Source organism: Streptomyces sp. NBC_00569, assembly GCF_036345255.1.
GTDB lineage: Bacteria > Actinomycetota > Actinomycetes > Streptomycetales > Streptomycetaceae > Streptomyces.
Window position 1 is genome coordinate 3,947,352 of the sequence record NZ_CP107783.1, and the last position, 25,440, is coordinate 3,972,791.

General features: G+C 70.1%; 23 protein-coding genes. 13 read left to right on the forward strand and 10 right to left on the reverse strand.

Annotation, left to right across the window (positions count from 1 at the left end; all coding sequences use genetic code 11):
- Nucleotides 1-7 precede the first annotated feature (7 nt).
- Entirely contained in the window at nucleotides 8-400 is a 393-nt protein-coding gene (locus tag OHO83_RS17580; protein WP_266674075.1) for a hypothetical protein, read from the reverse strand.
- 128 nt (nucleotides 401-528) lie between these two features.
- Between OHO83_RS17580 and OHO83_RS17585 the strand changes: the two genes are divergently transcribed.
- Nucleotides 529-1,566 carry a LuxR family transcriptional regulator gene (locus tag OHO83_RS17585; protein ID WP_266674073.1) on the forward strand — a complete coding sequence of 346 codons (1,038 nt, stop codon included), beginning with the start codon at nucleotides 529-531 and terminating at the stop codon, nucleotides 1,564-1,566.
- A gap of 77 nt (nucleotides 1,567-1,643) precedes the next feature.
- On the opposite strand, the gene lon is transcribed toward OHO83_RS17585, so the two are convergent.
- Entirely contained in the window at nucleotides 1,644-4,058 is a 2,415-nt protein-coding gene (lon, locus tag OHO83_RS17590) for an endopeptidase La (RefSeq protein WP_266674071.1), read from the reverse strand.
- Nucleotides 4,059-4,232: 174 nt separating this feature from the next.
- Complete coding sequence (locus OHO83_RS17595) at nucleotides 4,233-4,907, reverse strand: rhomboid-like protein (protein ID WP_405635330.1); 675 nt, start codon at nucleotides 4,905-4,907, stop codon at nucleotides 4,233-4,235.
- A 366-nt stretch (nucleotides 4,908-5,273) separates the two neighbouring features.
- Between OHO83_RS17595 and OHO83_RS17600 the strand changes: the two genes are divergently transcribed.
- The 5 genes from OHO83_RS17600 to OHO83_RS17620 all read left to right on the forward strand — a co-directional run bounded on the left by OHO83_RS17600 (nucleotide 5,274) and on the right by OHO83_RS17620 (nucleotide 12,341).
- Complete coding sequence (locus OHO83_RS17600) at nucleotides 5,274-5,975, forward strand: spermidine synthase (protein ID WP_266674069.1); 702 nt, start codon at nucleotides 5,274-5,276, stop codon at nucleotides 5,973-5,975.
- Between the two features lie 93 nt (nucleotides 5,976-6,068).
- The gene (locus OHO83_RS17605; protein ID WP_116510033.1) at nucleotides 6,069-6,806 is read left to right on the forward strand and encodes a response regulator transcription factor; all 738 of its coding nucleotides are present in this window, start codon (nucleotides 6,069-6,071) and stop codon (nucleotides 6,804-6,806) included.
- Nucleotides 6,803-7,993 carry a HAMP domain-containing sensor histidine kinase gene (locus OHO83_RS17610; RefSeq protein WP_266674067.1) on the forward strand — a complete coding sequence of 397 codons (1,191 nt, stop codon included), beginning with the start codon at nucleotides 6,803-6,805 and terminating at the stop codon, nucleotides 7,991-7,993. Before OHO83_RS17605 ends, OHO83_RS17610 begins: the two co-directional genes overlap by 4 nt.
- Nucleotides 7,994-8,254: 261 nt before the next feature.
- Nucleotides 8,255-12,073 (forward strand): multifunctional oxoglutarate decarboxylase/oxoglutarate dehydrogenase thiamine pyrophosphate-binding subunit/dihydrolipoyllysine-residue succinyltransferase subunit, encoded by a 3,819-nt coding sequence (locus tag OHO83_RS17615; protein WP_266674065.1) that lies wholly within the window; start codon nucleotides 8,255-8,257, stop codon nucleotides 12,071-12,073.
- Between the two features lie 85 nt (nucleotides 12,074-12,158).
- Nucleotides 12,159-12,341, forward strand: a complete 183-nt coding sequence (locus OHO83_RS17620) for a DUF6104 family protein (RefSeq protein ID WP_019075209.1) — start codon at nucleotides 12,159-12,161, stop codon at nucleotides 12,339-12,341.
- Between the two features lie 16 nt (nucleotides 12,342-12,357).
- On the opposite strand, the gene OHO83_RS17625 is transcribed toward OHO83_RS17620, so the two are convergent.
- Complete coding sequence (locus OHO83_RS17625; RefSeq protein WP_266674063.1) at nucleotides 12,358-13,206, reverse strand: hypothetical protein; 849 nt, start codon at nucleotides 13,204-13,206, stop codon at nucleotides 12,358-12,360.
- Nucleotides 13,207-13,385: 179 nt separating this feature from the next.
- On the opposite strand from OHO83_RS17625, the gene OHO83_RS17630 reads away from it, so the two are divergent.
- Together OHO83_RS17630 and OHO83_RS17635 are read left to right on the forward strand one after the other, a co-directional pair.
- Entirely contained in the window at nucleotides 13,386-14,309 is a 924-nt protein-coding gene (locus OHO83_RS17630) for a DUF4097 family beta strand repeat-containing protein (RefSeq protein ID WP_266674061.1), read from the forward strand.
- A 1-nt stretch (nucleotide 14,310) separates the two neighbouring features.
- Nucleotides 14,311-15,351 (forward strand): PadR family transcriptional regulator, encoded by a 1,041-nt coding sequence (locus tag OHO83_RS17635; protein ID WP_266674059.1) that lies wholly within the window; start codon nucleotides 14,311-14,313, stop codon nucleotides 15,349-15,351.
- Between the two features lie 87 nt (nucleotides 15,352-15,438).
- On the opposite strand, the gene OHO83_RS17640 is transcribed toward OHO83_RS17635, so the two are convergent.
- Complete coding sequence (locus OHO83_RS17640; RefSeq protein ID WP_266674057.1) at nucleotides 15,439-16,401, reverse strand: zinc-binding dehydrogenase; 963 nt, start codon at nucleotides 16,399-16,401, stop codon at nucleotides 15,439-15,441.
- Nucleotides 16,402-16,524: 123 nt separating this feature from the next.
- Nucleotides 16,525-17,769: an NAD(P)-dependent malic enzyme gene (locus OHO83_RS17645; protein ID WP_266674055.1), complete on the reverse strand. Its 1,245-nt coding sequence runs from the start codon at nucleotides 17,767-17,769 to the stop codon at nucleotides 16,525-16,527.
- Between the two features lie 581 nt (nucleotides 17,770-18,350).
- Here OHO83_RS17645 and OHO83_RS17650 point away from each other — a divergent pair.
- From OHO83_RS17650 to OHO83_RS17660, 3 genes are read left to right on the forward strand one after another with little or no spacing between them, the layout of a single operon-like run.
- Nucleotides 18,351-19,313 carry an ABC transporter substrate-binding protein gene (locus tag OHO83_RS17650; RefSeq protein ID WP_266674053.1) on the forward strand — a complete coding sequence of 321 codons (963 nt, stop codon included), beginning with the start codon at nucleotides 18,351-18,353 and terminating at the stop codon, nucleotides 19,311-19,313.
- Nucleotides 19,314-19,355: 42 nt separating this feature from the next.
- Nucleotides 19,356-20,297 (forward strand): amino acid ABC transporter permease, encoded by a 942-nt coding sequence (locus OHO83_RS17655; RefSeq protein WP_266674051.1) that lies wholly within the window; start codon nucleotides 19,356-19,358, stop codon nucleotides 20,295-20,297.
- 14 nt (nucleotides 20,298-20,311) lie between these two features.
- A complete protein-coding gene (locus OHO83_RS17660) occupies nucleotides 20,312-21,064 on the forward strand; it encodes an amino acid ABC transporter ATP-binding protein (protein WP_266676623.1) in 753 nt (250 codons plus the stop codon).
- Nucleotides 21,065-21,134: 70 nt separating this feature from the next.
- Here OHO83_RS17660 and OHO83_RS17665 read toward each other — a convergent pair whose 3' ends face one another.
- The gene (locus OHO83_RS17665) at nucleotides 21,135-21,908 is read right to left on the reverse strand and encodes a class I SAM-dependent methyltransferase (RefSeq protein WP_116510054.1); all 774 of its coding nucleotides are present in this window, start codon (nucleotides 21,906-21,908) and stop codon (nucleotides 21,135-21,137) included.
- A 91-nt stretch (nucleotides 21,909-21,999) separates the two neighbouring features.
- Between OHO83_RS17665 and OHO83_RS17670 the strand changes: the two genes are divergently transcribed.
- The gene (locus OHO83_RS17670) at nucleotides 22,000-22,629 is read left to right on the forward strand and encodes a CGNR zinc finger domain-containing protein (RefSeq protein ID WP_266674049.1); all 630 of its coding nucleotides are present in this window, start codon (nucleotides 22,000-22,002) and stop codon (nucleotides 22,627-22,629) included.
- Here the strand turns inward: OHO83_RS17670 and sodX are convergent.
- A complete protein-coding gene (sodX, locus tag OHO83_RS17675) occupies nucleotides 22,533-22,976 on the reverse strand; it encodes a nickel-type superoxide dismutase maturation protease (protein WP_266674047.1) in 444 nt (147 codons plus the stop codon). The genes OHO83_RS17670 and sodX overlap by 97 nt on opposite strands.
- A gap of 165 nt (nucleotides 22,977-23,141) precedes the next feature.
- Here sodX and sodN point away from each other — a divergent pair, with 165 nt between their 5' ends.
- On the forward strand, nucleotides 23,142-23,537 hold the full coding sequence (sodN, locus tag OHO83_RS17680) for a superoxide dismutase, Ni (protein ID WP_100595918.1): 396 nt from the start codon (nucleotides 23,142-23,144) through the stop codon (nucleotides 23,535-23,537).
- Between the two features lie 386 nt (nucleotides 23,538-23,923).
- Here the strand turns inward: sodN and OHO83_RS17685 are convergent, their stop codons facing one another.
- Complete coding sequence (locus tag OHO83_RS17685; RefSeq protein ID WP_266674045.1) at nucleotides 23,924-24,652, reverse strand: SDR family oxidoreductase; 729 nt, start codon at nucleotides 24,650-24,652, stop codon at nucleotides 23,924-23,926.
- 101 nt (nucleotides 24,653-24,753) lie between these two features.
- Nucleotides 24,754-25,422, reverse strand: coding sequence for a nitroreductase (locus OHO83_RS17690; RefSeq protein WP_266674043.1), 669 nt, complete (start codon nucleotides 25,420-25,422; stop codon nucleotides 24,754-24,756).
- Nucleotides 25,423-25,440 lie beyond the last annotated feature (18 nt).

Below are 25,440 nucleotides of genomic sequence, written 5' to 3' on the forward strand. Positions count from 1 at the left end.
GGACCACTTACTGGCCGCCGAGGACGTCGACGCCCTTGTACTTCTGCTGGAGACGGACCGTCTCCTTGCCGCCCTCGCTGTCGGTGGAGACCGCCGAGAGGTCCTTCGCCGAGGTGTCGGCGATGTGGTAGCGGCTCTTCTTCGCCTTGAGGTGCCCGCGGGCGGCGTCGGCGGCGCTGCCGGTACCGGCGGCCTCCTCGCTGAGCCCGGTCACCAGGGACGGTGTGTCCGTCTCACTGCCGGCGGTGGTGGCCGTGGCCGCCGTCGGAGCGGTGTCGGCGTGGGCGGCCGTCATGCCGGTGACGAGCAGTCCGGCGGCGGCGAGCACGGCCGCCACTCCCTGGCCGACGGCTATGCCGCCCGACCTGTCTGCTCTGTTTCTGCGCGCTGAAGTCCGCACGACTGATCCCTTCGCTGCCATGGGCGGGTGAACGGAAATCGGATGCGGACATGCAAATGCCGGTACAGGCCCTGCGAACAATGCGTTTCCGGTGCCTACTTGTGTACGTGCACACTTGTGTGGCCTGCGTGATCAAGACGAGAATCGGCTCCGTGAACGAGTCCGAGGTGGGTGCGCAGTGGGAGGCCCTCGGACTCGGGGCCGACGGACTCCAGGTGTACGAGGCCCTGTTGAACCTGCCCGCGCACGGGTCCCGGAGCGCGCTCGCCCGCTCCCTCGGCCTGACCGTGCGCCGGGTCACGGCCGCTCTCGGCCAGCTCACCGAGCACGGCTTCGTCCGGACCGCCGACGGCCCGGGACTCCCTCAGGCCGTCGCCCCGGCCACCGCGCCGCGCGGCCTGCTGCATCAGCATCGAGCGCAACTGCTGCACAGGTCAGCCGAGTTGGAGGAGCTGACGGGGTCGGTCGACCGGATCTCCGCCCTGCTCCTGAGCACCGCGCAGGGTCCCCGCGCCATCGGCATCGAGACCGTGCGCGGCGGTCCGGCCATCGCCGAGCGCGTCGCCTCACTGCTGATGTCGGCGCGCGAGGAGGTGGCCCTGATCGACCGCCCGCCCTACGCCTCCAGCCAGCCGGACGGCATGCCGGCACCGCTGGACGTGGGCGCGCCGGTGCGGCGCGGGGCGCGGGTGCGGGTGGTCGTGGACCGCGAAGGGCTGAGCTTCCCCGGGCGGGCCCGAGGGCTCAACGAGCTGTCGGAGCAGGGGGTCCAGATCCGGGTGGGCACCGATCTGCCGACCAAGCTGATCACCGTCGACCGGCGCATCACGCTGCTCCCGCCGACCGACGCGGCGGACCCGACCGCGACCGCCCTGGTGGTGAGCGACTCCCTGCTCAGCCACGCCCTGGTGCCGCTCTTCGACACGGTGTGGGAGCGCGCCGTGCCCATCGGGTCGGTCACGGACGAGGAGATCACCGAGGAGGACCGGGAGTTGCTGACGCTGCTCACGTCCGGCCTCAAGGACGAGGCGATAGCCCGCCGCCCGGACGTCCATGTGCATACGGTGCGCCGGCGCATCACCCGGCTGATGGCGGTGCTGAACGCGGAGACCAGGTTCCAGGCGGGGGTGCAGGCGGCACTGCGCGGCTGGCTGACAATCGACTAGGGCCTGTCCGCACCGGGCACACGCGGAAGGCCCGAGCCCCCAAGGGGACTCGGGCCTTCTTCATCCGGCAGCGTCCGTCACGCCGCCACCGGAACCTCCACCGCGGCCGGCGCCAGCGCCAGTTCGAGAACCTGGCGCACATCCGTCACCGGGTGCACGTCCAGCTTCTCCAGGACCTCGGCGGGGACGTCGTCCAGGTCCGCCTCGTTCCGCTTCGGGATGACGACCGTGGTGATGCCGGCCCGGTGCGCGGCGAGCAGCTTCTGCTTGACGCCGCCGATCGGCAGCACACGCCCGGTCAGCGACACCTCACCGGTCATCGCCACATCCGTACGGACCTGGCGCCCGCTGAGCAGCGACGCGAGGGCGGTCGTCATGGTGACACCCGCGCTCGGGCCGTCCTTGGGCACCGCGCCCGCCGGGAAGTGGATGTGCACGCCCCGGTCCTTCAGGTCGGCGACGGGCAGCTCCAGTTCGGCGCCGTGCGAACGCAGGAAGGAGAGCGCGATCTGCGCCGACTCCTTCATCACGTCACCGAGCTGACCGGTCAGGGTCAGGCCGGCCGCGCCCGTCTCCGGGTCGGCGAGGGACGCCTCTACGTAGAGGACATCGCCGCCCGCTCCGGTGACCGCCAGTCCGGTGGCCACGCCCGGCACCGCCGTACGGCGCTCGGCCGGGTCCTGCGCCGCCTCGGGCACGTGGTGCGGGCGCCCGATGAGGCTCCGCAGGTCGGTGTCCTCGACGGTGAACGGCAGCTCGCGCTCACCCAGTTCGTGCTGGGCCGCGACCTTCCTCAGCAGCCGTGCGACGGACCGCTCCAGGTTGCGCACGCCGGCTTCCCGCGTGTACTCCCCCGCGAGCTTGCGCAGCGCGCTCTCGCCGAGGGTGACCTCGTCCTTGTCCAGACCGGCCCGCTCCAGCTGGCGCGGGAGCAGATGGTCGCGGGCGATGACGACCTTCTCGTCCTCGGTGTAGCCGTCGAGGCGGACCAGCTCCATGCGGTCGAGCAGCGCCTCCGGGATGGCCTCCAGGACGTTGGCCGTCGCGAGGAACACGACGTCGCTGAGGTCGAGTTCGACCTCCAGGTAGTGGTCGCGGAACGTGTGGTTCTGCGCCGGGTCGAGGACTTCGAGCAGGGCGGCCGCCGGGTCGCCCCGGAAGTCGGACCCCACCTTGTCGATCTCGTCGAGCAGCACGACCGGGTTCATCGACCCGGCCTCCTTGATCGCGCGCACGATCCGGCCCGGCAGGGCACCCACGTATGTACGCCGGTGTCCGCGGATCTCCGCCTCGTCCCGTACGCCGCCGAGGGCGACGCGGACGAACTTGCGGCCCATGGCGTGCGCCACGGACTCGCCGAGCGAGGTCTTGCCGACGCCGGGCGGGCCGACGAGCGCGAGCACCGCGCCGCCCCTGCGTCCGCCGACGACGCCGAGCCCGCGCTCGGAACGCCGCTTGCGCACGGCCAGGTACTCGGTGATGCGCTCCTTCACGTCCTCGAGGCCGGAGTGCTCGGCGTCGAGAACGCGCTGGGCGCCCTGGATGTCGTACTCGTCCTCGGTGCGCTCGCTCCACGGCAGTTCGAGGACGGTGTCGAGCCAGGTGCGGATCCACGAGCCCTCGGGGGACTGGTCGCTGGACCGCTCCAGCTTCTCGACCTCCTTGAGCGCGGCCTCACGGACCTTCTCGGGAAGGTCGGCGGCCTCGACGCGCGCGCGGTAGTCGTCGGACTCCTCACCCTCCGACTCGCCGTTCAGCTCACGCAGCTCCTTGCGTACGGCGTCCAGCTGGCGCCGCAGCAGGAACTCGCGCTGCTGCTTGTCGACGCCTTCCTGCACGTCCTTGGCGATGGACTCGGCCACGTCCTGCTCGGCGAGGTGCTCGCGCAGCTGCTCGGTGGCCAGCTTGAGCCGGGCGACCGGGTCGGCCGTCTCCAGAAGCTCCACCTTCTGCGGGGTGCTCAGGAAGGGCGAGTAACCGGAGTTGTCGGCGAGCGCGGAGACGTCGTCGATCTGCTGGACGCGGTCCACGACCTGCCAGGCGCCGCGCTTCTTCAGCCAGTTCGTGGCGAGTGCCTTGTATTCGGTGACGAGCTCGGCCACGGAGCCGGGCAGCGGCTCCGGCACGGTCTCCTCGACCGCGAGGCCCTCCACCCACAGGGCGGCGCCGGGGCCGGTCGTGCCCGCGCCGATCCGTACGCGGCTGCGGCCGCGGATCAGGGCACCGGGGTCGCCGTCGGCGAGCCGTCCCACCTGCTCGACGGTGCCGAGGACGCCGGTGTTCGCGTACGTGCCGTCGATCCGGGGAACAAGAAGCACCTTCGGCTTGCTGCCGCCCACGGATCCGCTGGAACGGGCCGCCGCCTGGGCGGCCTCCACCGCGGCGCGTACGTCGTTGTCGTTGAGGTCCAGGGGCACCACCATTCCGGGCAGCACGACCTCGTCGTCGAGCGGCAGCACGGGCAGGGTGAGCGGTGTGGACGTCGATGCCATGATCTCCCCTTAAGCAGTCAAGTTGAGCTATGCCGACTCAATGCACGTGAGCCTCCGAATGTTCCCCCGGCGCTGTTCGCTCTCGGCGATCAGTGGACGGGCAGGGGAAAGCCACAGCTCAGAGGGGGTGTGTGACGTACCCGACGATGGGCCGGCCGGGGGACGGGTGACGCGTCAGGCCACGGACGGTCCCGGCGCACGGCGCCACCGGCGCACCAGCGGCCAGGTCCCGACGCCGATGGCCAGCGCCATGAGGTGACCCCAGCTCGTCATCGGGTCCGTGAACTCGACGAGGTCCTCGACCAGCATCCCGCCGACGACGGCGAGCACGGCCCAGCGCGGCCAGGGCGTGAGGAGACCCGCGAGCGCCCCGACGCTCGCGGCCACGCCGAAGCTGATCCCGTAGTCGAGGCGGTGCAGCGAGCTCTCGGGCAGATGTCCGGCCATCACGGAGAGCCCGACGGGCACCTCCGTGGCGAGCGTCGCCACGGTGTGGCCGAGGACGAAGACACCGGCGGTGCGCCGGCCGCCGATCCGGCGCTCCAGCGCCGTGAGGACGACCAGGAAGGCGATCGCGAACGGCGACGTGATCCCGCCGTCGATCCACAGCGCACTGGCGACCAGCACGAACACGGGCGTGTGCGCGAGGTGCGCCACGTCGGTGCTGGAACCCCGCAGCGCGGACGCGACGACGCCGGGTTCGGCGAACAGCACGAAGAGAGACGTGCCGACGAGCACGGCGGCGTAGGCGAAGGTGAACGGCGTTCCCGTGGGCGTCGGCAGCAGCCGCCAGGGGCGAATCCGGCGCCGGGGGCCGACGGTCTCGGGCGGTGTGCGCTCGCCGGTCACGGATCCGGGAGCGGCGGGCGCGCTGCCACAGGCCGCCGACTGAGCCGGGACGGCATCGAGCAGGCGCCTCGAAGCCTCGGGCGGCGTTGCCGGAGAATGCGTCCCCGGAGAAGGCGTCGCCGGAGAGACAGCCCCCGAAGAAACAGCCTTCGAAGAAATGTCCGCCCCGCCGGCCTCGACCGTCACGCCACGCTCCACCTGCGGCATCCTTTCCCTTCCGGCCCGCCCCAGCTTTCGCCACTCGTACCCGCGCTGTCCATGACCGACGCCACGTGCGGCATGATCCACAGGACCTGCACAGGAGTGCCCCCAACTCCGTTTCCAGGGACGGCCAGGCGTCGCGCCGGTTGCGGCAGGATGGACGCCATGTCCACCTCGTACCCCGTCCCGTACGACACCGACCACACCGCCCCCGTCGTTCTCGACCGGCGCGAAGGGCCGTTCGGAGAGGTCGTACTGCGGCGCCACGGCGCGCTGCTCCAGATCATCGCCAACGGATGCTTCCTGATGGACACGTCCGACGGCCGCTCCGAGCGCCTCCTGGTCGACGCGGCGCTGGACGCCCTCGACGACCGCCCGGCGCCCGGAATTCTCATCGGCGGGCTCGGTGTCGGATTCTCCCTCACACACGCGGCTGCGCATTCCCGCTGGGGCCGCATCGCCGTCGTCGAGCGCGAGCCGGCGATCGTCGACTGGCATCGCGAGGGCCCGCTGTCCGAGCTGTCACGGTCCGCGCTCGCCGATCCGCGCACGGAGATTGTGGAGGCGGACCTTGTCTCGTACGTCCAGGAATCGACCGAGACGTACGACGCACTGTGCCTCGATGTCGACAACGGACCCGACTGGACGGTGACGGAGGGTAATGACAGTCTCTACTCACCGGTAGGTCTCGCGGCCTGCCGGGCACGGCTCAACCCTGGCGGGGTCCTCGCCGTGTGGTCCGCACAGCCCTCCGCAAATTTTGAAGGAACCTTGCGGAATGCCGGATTCCGGTCGGTCCGCACCGAAGAGATCCCGGTTGTCCGGGGCGTTCCGGACGTCGTACATCTCGGGGTCAGGGCTGCGTAGCCGACTCGCGGTAACTCCCCGTACGCTGACTGCCGAAACCCAGATCATTCAAGCGTCAAGCGCACACGGATGTGCGCATTCAGGGGCGGGGCGATGGAGCAGACACACACCTCCCACAACGGCAGCACGGCGACGCCGGGTGCCCAGCGACGGGTCCTGGTGGTCGAGGACGACCCCACGATCGTCGACGCCATCGCCGCGCGGCTGCGTGCCGAGGGATTCCTCGTGCAAACGGCACAGGACGGTCCGGCGGCGGTCGACACGGCCGAGGCATGGCAGCCGGACCTGCTGATCCTCGACATCATGCTGCCCGGCTTCGACGGGCTCGAGGTCTGCCGCCGTGTGCAGGCGCAGCGGCCGGTGCCGGTGATGATGCTCACGGCGCGCGACGACGAGACGGACATGCTCGTCGGGCTCGGCGTGGGTGCCGACGACTACATGACGAAGCCCTTCTCGATGCGGGAGCTCGCTGCGCGCGTGCACGTCCTGCTGCGGAGGGTCGAGCGCGCTGCGCTCGCGGCGGCCACGCCCAGGAGCGGCATCCTGCGGCTCGGCGAGCTGGAGATCGACCACGCACAGCGCCGGGTGCGGGTGCGCTCCGAGGACGTCCATCTGACGCCCACGGAGTTCGACCTCCTGGTCTGCCTGGCCAACACGCCCCGCGCCGTCCTCTCGCGTGAGCAGCTGCTCGCCGAGGTGTGGGACTGGGCGGACGCGTCGGGCACCCGGACCGTCGACAGCCATATCAAGGCGCTGCGCCGGAAGATCGGCGCCGAGCGGATCCGCACCGTCCACGGTGTGGGCTACGCGCTGGAGACGCCGACGCCATGACCGGCAGCGGCGGCGCATCCGACGTACGGGACGCGGACGGGTACGAGCCCGGGCCGCCGGGCCTCCCGCCCGGTGCTCCCCCGGCCGCCCGGCCCCTCGCGGGCCACTGGGTGCAGGGCGGTCTGCGGCCGTTCTCCATCAAGACCAAGCTCGGCACGCTGGTCGTCGTCTCGGTGTTCATCACGACCGGACTGCTGATGGTCGCCGTCCGCACCCAGACCGAGCTCCGTTTCATCACGGTCTTCTCAGTCATCGCGACGCTCCTCATCACCCAGTTCGTGGCGCACTCGCTGACCGCGCCGCTGGACGAGATGAACACGGTCGCCCGCTCCATCTCGCACGGCGACTACACGCGCCGGGTCCGTGGCGCCGACCGGCGCGACGAGCTGGGCGACCTGGCCGCGACCATCAACCGCATGGCCGACGACCTGGAGGCCCAGGACCAGCAGCGCAAGGAACTCGTGGCGAACGTCTCGCACGAGCTGCGCACCCCGATCGCGGGCCTGCGCGCCGTCCTGGAGAACGTCGTGGACGGGGTCTCGGCCGCCGACCCCGAGACCATGCGCACCGCCCTGAAACAGACCGAGCGCCTGGGCCGGCTGGTCGAGACGCTGCTCGACCTCTCGCGGCTCGACAACGGCGTGGTCCCGCTCAAGGCGCGCCGCTTCGAGGTGTGGCCGTATCTGTCGGGCGTCCTGAAGGAGGCCAACATGGTCGCCTCGCAGCGCGCCGGCATCGCTTCGGGCTCCGGCACCCACACGCGTACGGACGTGCATCTGCACCTGGACGTGTCCCCGCCCGAGCTGACCGCGCACGCGGACCCCGAGCGGATCCACCAGGTGGTGGCCAACCTCATCGACAACGCCGTGAAACACAGCCCGCCGCACGGCCGGGTGACCGTGCTCGCGCGGCGCGGCCTCTATCCGGAGTCGCTCGATCTGGAGGTCCTCGACGAGGGCCCCGGCATCCCCCGCTCCGAGTGGCACCGCGTCTTCGAGCGCTTCAACCGGGGCGGCCATGTGAAGGGCGCCGCACACGGTCCCGGCAGCGACGGCGGCACCGGTCTCGGCCTCGCCATCGCCCGGTGGGCCGTGGACCTGCACGGCGGCCGGATCGGCGTGGCCGAATCGGCTCGTGGCTGCCGGATCCAGGTCACTCTTCCGGGCCTGCCCCGCACTCAAGGTTGACGTAGGGTTCGAACCGGAAGCACAAGATCGCCGTGCTGTTCGTCACGGGGTGCGGGCCCATGGGCCGCACTCGTACAAGGACGTACCCAAGGTGAACCGGAACCCCGCTTGTTTCCCGCCATTTCCAGCGCCGAAACACGGCTTCCGGTGTGACTTACGCGACGGATGCCCGGCCCGGTCTGCAAGTCCCGGTGTTGGAGGCGTAGCCTTTATTCCCGCTGTCCATCACCTTGTGAGAAGCGGAAGAGGGCGGTTACCGCCGTGTCGCCACAGTCCCCCAGTAACTCGAGCACCTCGACCGACCAAGAGGGGCAGGGCAAGAGCCCTGCAGCCGCTTTCGGTCCCAATGAGTGGCTCGTCGACGAGATCTATCAGCAGTACCTCCAGGACCCGAATTCGGTTGACCGAGCCTGGTGGGACTTCTTCGCCGACTACAAGCCGGGTGCCCCGGCCCAGCCGACGACCGGAGCCCCCGCACAGGGTTCCGGTCCCGGCACCGCCGGTACCGCAGCCGCGGGGGCTGCGGGCACTGCCGCGGCGCCCGCCGCTCCGGCAGCCCCGGCTCCGGCCGCAGCTCCGGCTCCGGCTCCGGCCAAGGCCGCTCCGGCCGCCCCGGTGGCCAAGCCCGCCGCCGCGGCGCCCGCGAAGCCGGCCGCCGCTGCCGTGAAGGCCCCCGCTCCCGCCAAGGCGCAGCCCGCGACCGAGGCCGCCGGCGGCCCCGAGTTCGTGACGCTGCGCGGCCCGAGCGCCGCCGTCGCGAAGAACATGAACGCCTCCATCGAGGTCCCCACGGCGACGTCCGTGCGCGCGGTCCCGGTGAAGCTGCTGTTCGACAACCGCATCGTCATCAACAACCACCTGAAGCGCGCCCGGGGCGGGAAGATCTCCTTCACCCACCTCATCGGCTACGCGATGGTGCAGGCCATCAAGGCCATGCCGTCGATGAACTACTCCTTCGCGGAGAAGGACGGCAAGCCGACCCTGGTCAAGCCGGAGCACGTGAACTTCGGCCTCGCCATCGACCTGGTGAAGCCCAACGGCGAGCGCCAGCTGGTCGTCGCGGGCATCAAGAAGGCCGAGACGCTGAACTTCTTCGAGTTCTGGCAGGCCTACGAGGACATCGTCCGCCGCGCCCGCGACGGCAAGCTCGGCATGGACGACTTCACCGGTGTCACGGTCTCGCTGACCAACCCCGGCGGCCTCGGCACCGTCCACTCCGTGCCGCGCCTGATGCCCGGACAGTCGGTCATCATGGGCGTCGGCTCGATGGACTACCCCGCGGAGTTCCAGGGCACGTCCCAGGACACCCTGAACAAGCTCGGCATCTCGAAGGTCATGACGCTCACGTCGACCTACGACCACCGGGTCATCCAGGGCGCCGCCTCCGGCGAGTTCCTGCGCGTCGTGGCGAACTTCCTCCTCGGTGAGGGCGAGTTCTACGACGAGATCTTCAAGGCGCTGCGGATCCCCTACGAGCCGGTCCGCTGGTTCAAGGACATCGACGCCTCGCACGACGACGACGTCACGAAGGCCGCCCGCGTCTTCGAGCTGATCCACTCCTTCCGGGTCCGCGGCCACGTCATGGCCGACACCGACCCGCTGGAGTACCGCCAGCGCAAGCACCCCGACCTGGACATCGCCGAGCACGGCCTCACCCTGTGGGACCTGGAGCGCGAGTTCGCGGTCGGCGGCTTCGCCGGCAAGTCGATGATGAAGCTGCGCGACATCCTCGGCGTCCTGCGCGACTCGTACTGCCGCACCACCGGCATCGAGTACATGCACATCCAGGACCCGAAGCAGCGCAAGTGGCTCCAGGACCGCGTCGAGCGCCCGCACACCAAGCCGGAGCGCGAGGAGCAGCTGCGCATCCTGCGCCGGCTGAACGCGGCCGAGGCGTTCGAGACGTTCCTGCAGACGAAGTACGTCGGCCAGAAGCGCTTCTCCCTGGAGGGCGGCGAGTCCGTCATCCCGCTGCTCGACGCGGTCATCGACTCCGCCGCCGAGTCGCGCCTGGACGAGGTCGTCATCGGCATGGCCCACCGCGGCCGCCTGAACGTCCTGGCGAACATCGTCGGCAAGTCGTACGCGCAGATCTTCCGCGAGTTCGAGGGCAACCTCGACCCGAAGTCGATGCACGGCTCCGGCGACGTGAAGTACCACCTGGGCGCCCAGGGCACCTTCACCGGCCTGGACGGCGAGCAGATCAAGGTCTCGCTGGCCGCGAACCCGTCCCACCTGGAGACGGTCGACCCGGTCATCGAGGGCATCGTCCGCGCCAAGCAGGACATCATCAACAAGGGCGGCACGGACTTCACGGTCCTGCCGGTCGCCCTGCACGGTGACGCGGCCTTCGCGGGCCAGGGTGTGGTCGCCGAGACGCTCAACATGTCGCAGCTGCGCGGCTACCGCACGGGCGGCACGGTCCACATCGTCATCAACAACCAGGTCGGCTTCACCGCCGCCCCGGAGTCGTCGCGCTCCTCCATGTACGCCACGGACGTGGCCCGCATGATCGAGGCGCCGATCTTCCACGTGAACGGCGACGACCCCGAGGCCGTCGTCCGCGTTGCCCGTCTGGCCTTCGAGTTCCGCCAGGCGTTCAACAAGGACGTCGTCATCGACCTGATCTGCTACCGCCGCCGCGGTCACAACGAGTCGGACAACCCGGCGTTCACGCAGCCGCTGATGTACGACCTGATCGACAAGAAGCGCTCGGTGCGCAAGCTCTACACCGAGTCCCTCATCGGCCGTGGCGACATCACGCTCGAAGAGGCCGAGCAGGCGCTGCAGGACTTCCAGGGCCAGCTGGAGAAGGTGTTCGCCGAGGTCCGCGAGGCCACGTCGCTCCCGGCCCCGGTCCCGGCCATCGACCCGCAGGCCGAGTTCCCGGTCGCCGTCAGCACCGCGATCTCCCAGGAGACCGTGAAGCGGATCGCCGAGTCGCAGGTCAACATTCCCGACCGCGTCACCGTCCACCCGCGTCTGCTGCCGCAGCTGCAGCGCCGCGCGGCGATGATCGAGGACGGCACGATCGACTGGGGCATGGGCGAGACGCTCGCCATCGGCTCCCTGCTCCTGGAGGGCACCCCGGTGCGCCTCTCGGGCCAGGACTCGCGCCGCGGCACGTTCGGCCAGCGCCACGCGGTCCTGATCGACCGTGAGACGGGCGAGGACTTCACCCCGCTGCTGTACCTCTCGGACGACCAGGCGCGTTACAACGTCTACGACTCCCTGCTCTCCGAGTACGCGGTCATGGGCTTCGAGTACGGCTACTCGCTGGCCCGTCCCGAGTCGCTCGTGATGTGGGAGGCGCAGTTCGGCGACTTCGTCAACGGCGCGCAGACGGTGGTGGACGAGTACATCTCGGCCGCCGAGCAGAAGTGGGGCCAGACCTCCGGCGTCACGCTGCTCCTGCCGCACGGCTACGAGGGCCAGGGCCCGGACCACTCGTCCGCCCGCCCGGAGCGCTTCCTCCAGCTGTGCGCGCAGAACAACATGACGGTCGCCATGCCGACGCTCCCGTCGAACTACTTCCACCTCCTGCGGTGGCAGGTGCACAACCCCCACCACAAGCCGCTGGTGGTCTTCACGCCGAAGTCGATGCTGCGCCTCAAGGCCGCCGCGTCGAAGGCGGAGGAGTTCACGACGGGCGGCTTCCGTCCCGTCATCGGCGACAGCTCGGTGGACCCGGCCGCGGTCCGCAAGGTCGTCTTCTGCGCGGGCAAGGTCTACTACGACCTCGAGGCCGAGCGTCAGAAGCGCGGCGTGACGGACACGGCGATCATCCGCATCGAGCGCCTGTACCCGCTGCCGGGTGCTGAGCTCCAGGCGGAGATCTCCAAGTACCCGAACGCGGAGAAGTACCTGTGGGCGCAGGAGGAGCCGGCGAACCAGGGCGCATGGCCCTTCATCGCCCTCAACCTGATCGACCACCTGGACCTGGCGGTCGGCGCCGACGTCCCGCACGGTGAGCGCCTGCGCCGCATCTCGCGGCCGCACGGCTCGTCCCCGGCGGTCGGCTCGGCGAAGCGTCACCAGGCGGAGCAGGAGCAGCTGGTGCGTGAGGTCTTCGAGGCCTGAGCAGCCTGACCTCGTACGTACGATTGTGGGGCCCGGAACGTCGTTCCGGGCCCCACATCCGTATCACCCCAGGAGCGACTGGCCCATGTACTTCACCGACCGCGGCATCGAGGAACTGGAGAAGCGGCGCGGCGAGGAGGAGGTCACCTTCGAGTGGCTCGCCGAGCAGCTGCGCACGTTCGTCGACCTGAACCCGGATTTCGAGGTACCGGTCGAGCGGCTTGCGACATGGCTGGCGCGGCTCGACGACGAGGACGACGACGAGTAGCGCTCCCGAGCAGGCCTCAGTCCCAGGCGCGCAGCCGGTCGTAGGCGAGGCCGAGCGCGCCGTGCACGACGAGGAGCGCGCCCGCGACCGCCCAACCGATGCCGTGCCGGCGCAGGCCCCACACGGTGAGCGGGACGCCCACGGCGAGCTGGACCGCCGCCGCGGTGCCCGCCGTGGGGCCGCGCAGCCAGGGTCCGAGGGCGCCGCGTTCGACGACGTCGAGTTCCGCGCGGACGGCGTCGCGCCAGCCGGACCACTCGATGTGTTCGGCGCCGGGCTGCACGCGCGCGACCTCGCGCAGCCGGTCGGCGGGCTCGCCGGGGGTCAGGCCGGCCGGGAGCGTGAGCCCCGCGCGCGTGAGGACCGCGAGCAGGCCGAGCAGACGGGCGCGGGAGTCCGCCCCGCTGTCGGACCGTGTGAGTTCCTCCAGCGACTGCAGGTCCAGGACCGGGTCGAGGCCGAGCCGCGCGGCGAACGAGCGCATCGCTTCGTCCTCGCCGACGGGTGTGCCGTTCGCCAGCCATACGTAGCCGACGGGGCGGCGGAACCCCGAGGCGAGGGTGTAGCCGCCGTGGTCGGAGTCCCACCACAGGGCGAGCACCGGCCAGGGGACGCTGACGGCGAGGGCCGCGGCCCAGCCCGCGAGGACGCTGTCGACGGATTCGCCGCCGTGCAGCCAGGGCTTGCCCTCGGGGACCAGGACGCTCCAGTCGGGTCCCGCCGGGGCGATGAGCATGCGTTCGCGCAGGAGCTGGGCGGCGGGACCGACGGTGGTGGGGTCGGCGCGGCACAGCAGCAGCGCTCCCGCGGCCCGGGCCTGCGGGGCGGGGGTGCCGGCGGAGTCGGCGGTGGGGTCGGACGGCATGGACTCAACGCTAGGCCAGTTTGCGTGGTTCGGCCCATGAATGTCCCTGCACGCAGTGGCTGATGCGACAGAATCCAGTCGCGACTGTCTTGACTTTCCGTATCCGCGATATATCGTGTCTCACGAGGATGCGATACAACGCGTCCGCTCCCGAGCCGTCCCTCCGAGGAGGTCGCACCATGCCCGAGTGGTCCGTGGCAGAGCCCCACAAGCTCGCCTTCGACGAGCCCGTGTCGACGCTCCACGTACGCATCGTCAACGGAACGGTGAACGTCGTGGGCACCGACGAAGGTTCCGCCCGCCTCGAGGTGTCCGCGATCGAGGGGCCCCCGCTCCAGGTGACCCTGACGGACGGCGTGCTGACCGTCGCGTACGACGATCTGCCCTGGAAGGGCTTCCTCAAGTGGCTCGACCCCAAGGGCTGGCGCCGCAGCGCGGTCGTGTCCCTGGCGGTCCCGGCAGCCACGGGAGTCGAGGTCGGCGTCGTCGGCGCCGGCGCGGTCGTGTCCGGGATGCAGGGGCGTACGGAGGTCAAGGGCGTCAGCGGCGACACGACACTGGTCGGCGTCGCGGGCGATGTGCGCACGGACACCGTCTCCGGGAATGTCGAGGCCCAGGCGGTGACCGGGGATCTGCGCTTCAACTCCGTCTCCGGGGACCTGACCGTCGTCGAGGGCGCCGGCCCCTCCGTGCGGGCCGACTCGGTGAGCGGCTCGATGATCGTGGACCTCGACCCGGCCGACCGGGCGACGGATGTGAACCTGACGAGCGTCTCGGGCGAGATCGCGATCCGACTCCCGCACCCCGCGGACGCCGAGGTCGAGGCGAACACGGCGAGCGGATCCGTGTCGAACGCCTTCGAGGATCTGCGGGTCGCCGGTCACTGGGGCGCCAAGAGCATCACGGGCAGGCTCGGCACGGGCCGCGGAAAGCTGAAGGCGACGACGGTCTCCGGATCGATCGCGCTCCTGCGGCGGCCTCCGGCGGAGGACGACACCCATGCCCCCGCCGCGGACGCCCCCGTCGAGCGCTCCCCCGCTGCCGACTCCCCCACCGCCCCTGACGCCGCCGCCGGCGGCCCGGCCGACAAGAAGGTGCTCTGACATGCCCCCCGTCTTCGCCCACGGCCGCCTGCGCCTGTACCTCCTGAAGCTGCTCGACGAGGCCCCGCGCCACGGGTACGAGGTGATCCGGCTCCTGGAGGAGCGCTTCCAGGGCCTGTACGCGCCCTCGGCGGGCACGGTGTACCCGCGCCTGGCGAAGCTGGAGGCCGAAGGGCTGGTCACCCACACCACGGAGGGCGGCAGAAAGGTCTACTCGATCACCGACGCGGGCCGCGCCGAGCTGGCCGACCGCAGCGGTGAGCTGGCCGACCTGGAGCTGGAGATCCGCGAGTCCGTGGCGGAGCTCGCCGCCGAGATCCGGGACGACGTGCGGGGCGCGGCGGGCGATCTGCGCCGGGAGATGCGGGCGGCCGCCTCGGAGGCGAGGAACGGGTCGGGGACGACCACGCGCAAGAGCGAGCGGCCGGGCCCGTTCGGCGACTTCCAGGACTTCGGGGACAAGGAGGCGTGGCGCGCGGCCAAGGAGGAGCTGCGCCGCGCCCGGCAGGAATGGAAGGAGCAGGCACGGCGCGCGAAGGACGAGAGCCGCCGGGCCCGCGAGGAGGCCCAGCGGGCGCGCCGGCAGGCCAAGGAGGCGCAGGAGCAGGCGCGCGAGCAGGCGCAGGAGCAGGTCCAGCGTCTGGCGAAGCGGGTGCAGGACCAGGTCCAGGACCACTTCGCGCAGGGCGACTGGCCCACGGGGGTCCGGGAGGGCCTGACCGAACTGGCCAAGGAGTTCGGCGACTTCGGCAAGTACTTCGGCAAGGAGGCGGGCGGCGCGGCCCCTTCGGACGGCGCCGGGCCCGAGGCGCGGGTCACCCATGGCGACATCCCCGCGGAGTATCTGCCGTCGTGGAGCCACGAGGACTCGACCGGCGACCCGGCCCGTGATCTGGACCGTCTCCTCGACCGCTTCCGCGACGACATCCGCGACACGGCCAGGGACCACGGGGTGACGGAGGACCAACTCCGCGAGGCCCGGCGCCGGCTGTCGGAGGCGGCGGCACACATCGGGGCGTCCCTGCGGACACCCAAGGACTGACCCGCGCGACGGCCGGCGCGGGGAGGGTCGAGGGGCACACCCCCTCGACCCTCACGGATCCGCCGGGTCAGGCAGGGTCCAGCAAGGTCAGACCGTCAGCACGATCTTGCCGAACTGGCCGCCGGCCTCCATCCGCTCGAAGCCCTCCCGGGCGCGGTCCAGCGGGAGGGTCTCGTCGATCACGGGGCGCACGCCGGTGGCCGCGCAGAACGACAGCAGGTCCTCGAGCTCGTCCTTCGAGCCCATCGTCGACCCGACGATCTTCAGCTCCAGGAAGAAGACGCGGGTCAGCTCGGCGTGCGAGGGACGGTCACCGCTGGTGGCACCCGAGATGACGACCGTGCCGCCGGGCCTGAGCGACTTGATGGAGTGCGACCAGGTGGCCGCGCCGACCGTCTCGATGACGGCGTCCACGCGCTGCGGCAGCCGCGCACCCGACTCGACGGCCTCGACGGCGCCGAGCTCCAGGGCGCGCTTGCGCTTGGCCTCGTCGCGGCTGGTCGCGAAGACCTTGAGACCGGCCGCCTTGCCGAGGACGATCGCGGCCGTGGCGACCCCGCCGCCCGCGCCCTGCACGAGCACGGAGTCACCGGGCCGCACCCCGGCGTTGGTGAACAGCATCCGGTACGCCGTCAGCCACGCGGTCGGCAGACAGGCCGCCTCCTCGAAGCTGAGCTCCTTCGGCTTCGGCAGCACGTTCCACTCGGGCACGGTCACCTGCTCGGCGAAAGTGCCCTGGTACTTCTCGGTGAGGATGGACCGGCCCTCCCGGGGCCCGACCCCGTAACCGGACTGGCCGATGACGGAGTGCAGGACGACCTCGTTGCCGTCCTGGTCGATCCCGGCGGCGTCGCAGCCGAGGATCATCGGGAGCTTGTCCTCAGCGAGTCCGACCCCGCGCAGGGACCACAGGTCGTGGTGGTTGAGGGAGGCGGCCTTGACGTTCACGGTCGTCCAGCCGGGGCGGGCCTCGGGGGCCGGGCGATCCCCCAACTCAAGGCCGTTCAGCGGCTGGTCACGGTCGATTCGGGCGGCGTAGGCAGCGAACATGACCTTGACCCTAGGTCCGGCGGGTGCCGTGCGGAACACCGTAGGGCTGTGACACGCGCCGCGCCCCGTGCCCCACGGAGTCGATCCGTGGGGCACGGGGCGCGGTCGGGGCCTGCGGCCTGGTCAGCGTCGGGCGACGCCCTCGGCGCGCGCGGCGGCGGCGACGGCCGCGGTCACCGCGGGAGCGACCCGCTCGTCGAACGGCGAGGGGATGACGTACCCGGCGTCCAGGTCGTCACCGACCACGTCGGCGAGCGCGTCCGCGGCCGCGATCTTCATGCCCTCGGTGATCCGCGACGCCCGCACCTGGAGCGCACCGGCGAAGATGCCGGGGAAGGCGAGGACGTTGTTGATCTGGTTCGGGTAGTCGGAGCGCCCGGTCGCGACGACCGCCGCGTACTTGTGGGCCACGTCCGGGTGAACCTCGGGGTTCGGGTTGGCCATCGCGAAGACGAAGGCGCCGGGCGCCATCGACGCGACCGCGGGCTCCGGGACCGTACCGCCGGAGACGCCGATGAAGACGTCCGCGCCGGCGAGCGCGGTCTCGAGCGAACCCGTGATGTTGGCCTTGTTGGTGAGCTCGGCCAGCTCGCGCTTGACGTCCGTCAGGTCCTCGCGGTCCCGGCTGACGATGCCCTTGCGGTCCGCGACCGCCACGTCGCCGAGCCCCGCCTCGAGGAGGAACTTGGCGATGGCGACACCGGCCGCGCCGGCGCCCGAGATCACGGCGCGCAGCTCGCCGAGCGAGCGCCCGCTGAGCTTGGCCGCGTTCTTCAGCGCCGCCAGCGTGACCACGGCGGTGCCGTGCTGGTCGTCGTGGAAGACCGGGATGTCGAGCCGCTCCTGCAGCCTGCGCTCGATCTCGAAGCAGCGCGGCGCCGAGATGTCCTCGAGGTTCACACCGCCGAACGAGGGAGCGAGGCGGACGACGGTCTCGATGATCTCGTCCGTGTCGGTCGTGCCGAGCGCGATCGGCACCGCGTCGACGCCGCCGAACTGCTTGAACAGGATCGCTTTGCCCTCCATCACCGGGAGGGACGCCTCGGGACCGATGTCCCCGAGGCCGAGCACCGCGGTGCCGTCGGTGACGACGGCCACGACGGACGACTTCCACGTGTAGTCGTGGACGAGCTCGGGATTCTCCGCGATCGCGGAGCAGACCTTCGCGACGCCCGGCGTGTACGCCAGGGACAGGTCGTCCTTGTCGCGCACCGGCACGGTGGCCTGCACGGCCATCTTGCCGCCGCGGTGCAGTGCGAAGGCCGGATCGAAGGGCTCTTCGGCGCTTTCGTTGCCGGTATGCGCCGGGCCCGCACTGGCCTGGCCGGAACCGGCGTCGCTGCGAGGATTGACGATCTCCGCTGCCACTTGTATGACCCCTTAAGTCTTAATCATCAGTTGAGGGTGGGTCCGCTCCTGGTTGAGGAACGGGCGGGCACCGCGTATGACCCACGTGTCGGGTGTCTTGCACTCGTACGGGTCAGTACGCGATGGGCGCGCCGCACGCGCGCCCTGAGCCCCGGATGAGGGGTGTAAAGAACCTTCTTACCTGACGGACGCCACCCCGGACGAGTCCATTTGTGATCGATCACAGCGCGGTGACATGACTCATAGCCGAGGATCCGGATATTAGGGGCCCGACCTCAAGTCGAGCTCAAAGCCGACGGAGCATCGCTCACATGGTGAGACGTGAGCCGTGGGGCCGCAGATCTTCCGGCCTGACGGCGCTGTCGCCGCAGATATTCGCTCGCCCGTCGGCGCGATGTACCGACCTGTCGGGGTCCGTGAGCGGTACGGGGGTAACCCGTTATCCGATTTTGACATAGCGAGAGCCCTGAATGGCCCGGTCCGAATGGCAAGATGCCGTAATCACACGAGGTCGCGACACTCGAAGATGTGTGCCGGATCTCTGCATCGGCTACTCCCTCACCCTGCCGGAGGAACCAGAAATGACCGCAAGCACCACCCGTCGTTCGACCGCTGCGAAGTCCGCGAAGTCCCGGATTGCCATGGTCGGCGCGATCGCGGTCGCCGGCACTCTGCTGCTGTCCGGCTGCGGTGACCAGACCAAGGACAAGGGCGCGCCCGCCGACTCCACCAAGAACGCTCCCCTCGCGGACAAGCTCCCCAAGGAGATCCGCGACAAGGGCGTCATCAAGGTCGGTTCGGACATCGCGTACGCGCCGGTCGAGTTCAAGGACAAGTCCGGCAACACGGCGGGCATCGACCCCGACCTCGCGGCCGCCATGGGCAAGCAGCTCGGCGTGAAGTTCGAGTTCCAGAACGGCACGTTCGACACCCTCATCACCGGCCTGCGCTCCAAGCGCTACGACATCGCGATGTCGGCGATGACGGACACCAAGGACCGGCAGAACGGTGTCGACTCCGACACCGGCAAGAAGGTCGGCGAGGGCGTCGACTTCGTGGACTACTTCGACGCGGGCGTCTCGATCTACACGCCGAAGGGCAAGACCCAGGGCATCAAGACCTGGGACGACCTGTGCGGCAAGAAGATCGTCGTCCAGCGCGGCACGGTCTCGCACGACCTGGCCAAGGCGCAGGCGAAGAAGTGCCCGGCCGGCAAGAAGCTCGCCATCGAGTCCTTCGACGACGACCAGCAGGCCCAGACCCGGCTGCGTTCGGGCGGCGCGGACGCCGGCTCCTCCGACTTCCCGGTCGCCGCGTACGCGGTGAAGACCGCGGGCGGCGGCAAGGACTTCGAGCTCGTCGGCGAGCAGGTCGAGGCCGCCCCGTACGGCATCGCGGTCGCCAAGGGCAACACCGAGCTGCGGGACGCCCTGAAGGCGGCGCTCGACGCCGTCATCAAGAACGGCGAGTACGAGAAGATCATCGCGAAGTGGGGCGTCGAGGCGGGCTCGGTCAAGGAAGCCTCCGTCAACGGCGGCAAGTGACCGCGTCCCTTTCGTCAGCCAGCCGCTTGAAAGGCAACACCCGTGTCTGTTGACATCGACAAGACGGACGGGCCCGAGGACGTCCCGCCGCCCAAGGCGGGACCCGAGGCCATCAAGGCGATCCCGGTCCGGCACTACGGCCGCTATGTCGCCGCGGTCGTCGCGATAGCCGTCCTGGCAGCGATCGTCTACGCGTTCGCCCAGGGCAAGATCAACTGGGGCGCGATCCCCGAGTACTTCTTCGACGACCGCATCCTCAAGGGCGTCGGCCAGACCCTGCTCCTGACCGTGATCTCCATGGTCATCGGCGTGGCGGGCGGCATCCTGCTCGCCGTGATGCGCCTCTCGCGCAACCCGGTGACGTCGTCGATCGCCTGGTTCTACATCTGGTTCTTCCGCGGCACCCCGGTCCTGGTCCAGCTGTTCGTCTGGTTCAACCTGGGCCTGGTCTTCGAGTACATCAACCTCGGCCCGATCTACAAGGACTACTGGTCCTCGTTCATGACGCCGTTCCTGACGGCGCTGCTCGGACTCGGCCTGAACGAGGCCGCGTACATGGCGGAGATCTGCCGCGCCGGCCTGCTCTCGGTCGACGAGGGCCAGACGGAGGCCTCGCACGCCCTCGGCATGAGCCACGCGAAGACCCTGCGCCGGATCGTGATCCCGCAGGCGATGCGCGTGATCGTGCCGCCCACGGGCAACGAGGTCATCAACATGCTGAAGACGACCTCGCTGGTGTCGGCGGTGCAGTTCTACGAACTCTTCCGCTACGCCCAGGACATCGGGCAGAACTCCGGCGCACCGGTGGAGATGTACTTCCTCGCCGCGGCCTGGTACCTCGTGATGACCTCGATCCTTAGCGTCGGGCAGTACTACCTGGAGCGTTACTACGCCCGCGGCTCCAGCCGCTCGCTGCCTCCGACGCCGTTCCAGAAGATCAGGGCCAACCTGCTGTCGCTCGGCAGGCCGAAGGGAGCCGCGTGATGACCACCAACGCCATGGTGAAGTCCGAGGGCGTTCACAAGTCCTTCGGCCACGTCGAGGTCCTCAAGGGCATCGACCTGGAGGTCAAGGAGGGCGAGGTCTTCTGCCTCATCGGCCCCTCCGGCTCCGGCAAGTCGACGTTCCTGCGGTGCATCAACCACCTGGAGAAGATCAACGCCGGTCGGCTCTACGTCGACGGCGAGCTGGTCGGCTACCGGCAGAAGGGCGACAAGCTCTACGAGCTGAAGGACAGCGAGGTCGCGCTCAAGCGCCGGGACATCGGCATGGTGTTCCAGCGCTTCAACCTCTTCCCGCACCTGACGGCTCTCGAGAACGTCATGGAGGCGCCGGTCCAGGTCAAGCGTCAGTCCAGGGCACAGGCGCGGCAGCGGGCGGGCGAGCTCCTGGAGCGCGTGGGCCTCGCCGACAAGGCGGGGAACTACCCCTCGCAGCTGTCCGGCGGCCAGCAGCAGCGCGTCGCCATCGCCCGGGCCCTCGCCATGGACCCGAAGCTGATGCTCTTCGACGAGCCGACGTCGGCCCTCGACCCCGAGCTCGTCGGCGATGTCCTCGACGTGATGCGTGACCTCGCCGAGTCCGGCATGACGATGATCGTCGTGACGCACGAGATGGGCTTCGCGCGCGAGGTCGGCGACAGCCTCGTCTTCATGGACGGCGGCGTGGTCGTCGAGTCGGGCCACCCGCGCGACGTCCTGACGAACCCGCAGCACGAGCGCACGCAGTCCTTCCTGTCGAAGGTGCTGTAGCTCCGCGTACGCGGAAGGAGGGGGCGGTACGGACCTGGTGTCCGTACCGCCCCCTCCCGTATGCGCGGGGCTACTTGACCGCGAGCACCAGTGCGTCCGAGGGCGAGCGCCAGACGGGGCGGGCCTCGGCGAATCCGGCGGCGCGCAGGGTGCGGGCGTGCCAGTCGGCCGACGGGGTCTCGCCGTCGGCGTGCTCCCCATAGATCTCGAAGCGCTTCGCGGTGGGTCCGGCGAGTACCGGGTCCTTGGCGGCGAGGGCCCACCACTCGGCCCAGTCGAGTGCGCCGGAGGCCTTGGCGCGGTCCATCTGCGCGTGGCGGTGGGCGCGTTCGGCGGCGTTGATCCGGGGCGTGGTGTCGTCGATCATGTGGTCGGCGTTCATGAAGACACCACCGTCGCGGACGAGGCCGGCGATCTGTCCGTAGAGGGTGGCGAGCGGTTCGTTGTGCAGCCAGTGCAGGGCGGTGGCGGTGAGGACGGCGTCGTACGAGGTGTGCGGCAGCCGCGCGGCCCAGTGCGGGTCCTTGAGGTCGGCGGTCACGAAGGTGACGCGGTCGTCGCCGGCGAAGGTGCCCTCGGCGATGGCGAGCAGCGCGGGGTCGAGGTCGACGCCGACACTGGTGGCTCCGGGGAACCTCTTCAGGAGCCGGTCCGTAATACTTCCCGTACCGCACGCGAGGTCGAGCACGCGCGGCGTGGGCCCGGCGAAGGCCTCCACCATGTCGAGCATGACCCGCAGCCGCTCCTCGCGGTCGGGCATGTACCACTCCTGCTGCCGGTCCCAGCTGTCCTGCCAGGCGCGCCAGTCGGCGGTGACTCCGGCGGTTTCCGTAGATCCCGTCATCGAGAACCCTCCCGTACGTAATACCCTCGAAGCAAGAGCAGCTATTACTCCCGTCACTGACGAAGATAGACCGCCCCGGTAAGGACTACAAGTGGAATTGGCCTATTACTCGGACTACGCCGTGCGTCTGGTCAACAGCGAGGAGCCGGGGCGTGGCAAGGACTCCCTGACCACGGTCGAGGCGGTGCGCGACCTGTTCGGCGCGAACCGGTCGGCGGCCCGGCGCGCCACGGACGCCGACCTGACCCGCTTCCGCGGCGTACGGGCGCGCCTGCGCTCGGTGTTCGAGGCGGCGGACGGCGGCGACGAGACGCTCGCGGTCGACCTGCTGAACTCTCTCCTCCTCGAGTTCCCGGTGAGCCCGCAGATCTCCGGGCACGACCACCGGGACGACGACGACCGCCCGTTGTGGCACATGCACCTCGCGGACCACCCGTCGAACGCGACAGCGGGATACGCGGCGATCGCCGCCATGGGCCTCGCCTTCCACCTCACGGAGTACGGCGTGGACCGCCTCGGCCTGTGCGAGGCGTCGCCGTGCCGCAACGCCTACCTGGACACGTCGACGAACCGCTCCCGGCGCTACTGCTCGGACCGCTGCGCGACCCGCGCCAACGTCGCCGCCTACCGCGCCCGCAAGCGCGCCGAGGCGGACCGGTCGGACAGCACGGGGCGCAGCGCCGAGAAGGCCCACGAGGCCACGGCCGCCACGGACCGCTGACGCTCGCCCTCCACCCACGGCTTGCGGCGGCGCAGACGCCCGCGCACCTTGGCGAGCACGAGGTCGTCGGGCACCGCCCCGTACACCTCGCTGTCGCCGCCGGCGTCGGGGTTGTCTCCGAGCACCCACCAACCCCCGTCCCGGCGCCCGGAGATCCGCTTGACCACGAGCAGATCCTGCTGGAAGGGGTGCCGCAGGACGACCACGTCGCCCGGCCGTACCCGGGCGCCGTGCTGCACGAGCATCCAGTCGCCGGGATACAGCGTGGGCACCATGGACGGCCCGTCCACCTCGATGATTTGAAACGGCACCCTGGCCTCCCGCGTCTCCTCTGCCGTCTCAGGCATCAGACATCCTCCCCGGTTCCGCCCGCCGGTCCTGCGGTCCCATCCTCCACCAGTCCCAGTCTCGCCCTGGACTTTTGTCCTAAGCCCATGGGGGCACCCGAGAAAACCCGTCTGTCACGGAGTAATGTCCCACCTGAGAAGACGATCACGAGGAAGGACTGCTACATGCTTTCCCGCCTGTTTGCCCCCAAGGTGAAGGCCAGCGCGCACTGCGACCTGCCGTGCGGCGTGTACGACCCGGCCCAGGCCCGCATCGAGGCGGAGTCGGTCAAGGCCGTCCAGGAAAAGATGGCCGGCAACGACGACCCGCAGTTCCAGACGCGCGCCATCGTCATCAAGGAGCAGCGCGCCGAGCTCGCGAAGCACCACGTTTCGGTGCTGTGGAGCGACTACTTCAAGCCCCCGCACTTCGAGAAGTACCCGGAGCTCAGCCAGCTGGTCAACGACACCCTGAAGGCCCTCTCGGCCGCCAAGGCGTCGAGCGACCCGGCGACGGGCCAGAAGGCTCTGGACTACATCGCCCAGATCGACAAGATCTTCTGGGAGACGAAGAAGGCCTGATCCTCGATCAAGCCGCCTGACCTGCAACTTCCTTGGTTGCTTGGTCTTCTGGTCCGCACCCGGTCCGCAGGCCGCCGAGCACGGCGTCCATGACGGACCGGGTGCGGTCTTTTTCGCCCGGCCACAGGTGGGCGTATCTGCACCACTTGATGACGCCGGAGGCGTGGCCGCGGACCGCTGGACCGGCTTGACGCTCGCTCACCTCGCCGACCGGGACAGTGCGCCGGGACTTGGCGCTCTTCTGCGGGCCGGTCTTCCCGGGCTGGAGGCGCCGGCGCGCGACCCGGCGGTCGACGTCCGACGCCCTCGGGCGGAGCAACTCGCCTCTTCACAAGCCCGATCCGGCGAGCGTGACGCCCGCCGCGTCCGCGGGAGCCGCGAGCGGATCAGGAGAGCCAGTCGGCGTAGCGGGTGGAGGCGAGGTGGGCGTTCTTGTCGGTGAGGACATCGCCCTTGACCGCGGCGAACATACCGGCGGTGGGGTCGGTGACGACGGTGCGTTTGTCGCCCTTGTGGGACAGGGTGACGCGGCCCAGCTCGTCCAGGGTGAAGATCTCGGGGCCGCCGATGTTGCGAATGCCGTTGAGCGGGGCGCCGGCGGCGACCTCTGCCACCTCGCCGGCCACGTCCTTGGAGGCGATCGGCTGGATCGGTGTGGCCGGCAACCGTACGGAGTCGCCGTCGGCGGTCCACGACAGAGCGGCATCCATGAACTCCATGAACTGCGTCGCCCGGACGATCGAGTAGGGAACCGACGAGTCCACGAGGAGCTTCTCCTGGAGCGCCTTGGCCCGGTAGTAGTCCAGCTCCGGCACCTGGTCCACGCCGACGATCGAGAGGATGACGAAGTGGCCGACGCCGCCCTTCCCGGCCGCGGCGAGAAGGTTGTCCATCGAGGTCTGGAAGAAGGCGGCCGAGGCTTCGTCGAAGGTCGGGGAGTTCGTCAGGTTGACGACGACGTCGGCCCCCGCCACCGCCTCTTCCAGTCCCTGGCCGCTGATGACGTCGACTCCGCTGGACTTCGAGTGCGGTACCGCCTCGTGCCCGGCGGCGTTCAGGTTCCTGACGACCTGCGATCCGATCAGGCCGGTACCGCCGATGACTGCGATCTTCATGAAATGCCTTTCGTGGGGATTACGTGCGCAATGTGGCACATGCACGGATATGTGGGTACAGCAAGAAACGGTCCCTCGGCCGGTTGAGGGGGCAGGCGGAGTCACGGACCGCCGACGAACGTGACCGTCTCGTCGAGCGGCGCCCGGCCCGTGCGGGCGTCACTCACCGTGATGTCCTCGAATCCGATCGACATGCCGCAGAAGAGCATCAGCTCGTCCGGGGGTGACAGGACCTCCGCGACGGTCCTGTGAAACTTGGCCCATGCCATCTGCGGGCAGCTGTGCAGCCCTTCGGCGCGAAGCAGCAGCATGACGGTCTGCAGATACATCCCGACGTCGGACCATTGAGGCCGCCCCAGGTCGCGGTCGATGTAGCAGAACAGGGCGGCGGGCGCACCGAAACATTCCCAGTTCGCGGCAGAGGCCCGCTGGCGCGCCTCCACGTCCTCGCGCGGGATGCCGAGTGCCCCGTAACGCTGCTCGCCGAACGCCGAACGGCGCTCGCGGTAGGGGGACGTCAGTGCGGGCGGGTACATCTCGTACTCCGGCTCGTCCCAGGGGTCGCCTGCGGCCAGGCGCTCGTGGACGCACTTCTTCAACTCGGCCAACGGCGCGCCGGTCACCACGAAGGCGTGCCACGGCTGGAGGTTCGAACCGGACGGCGCCCGGGCCGCGGCCGACAGCACGCGCTCCAGCACCGGCCTCGGGACAGGCCGGTCGGTGAACCCGCGCACCGCCCGTCGGCTCGTGACCGCCTCATAGACGTCCATGATCGCCTTCCTTCACCT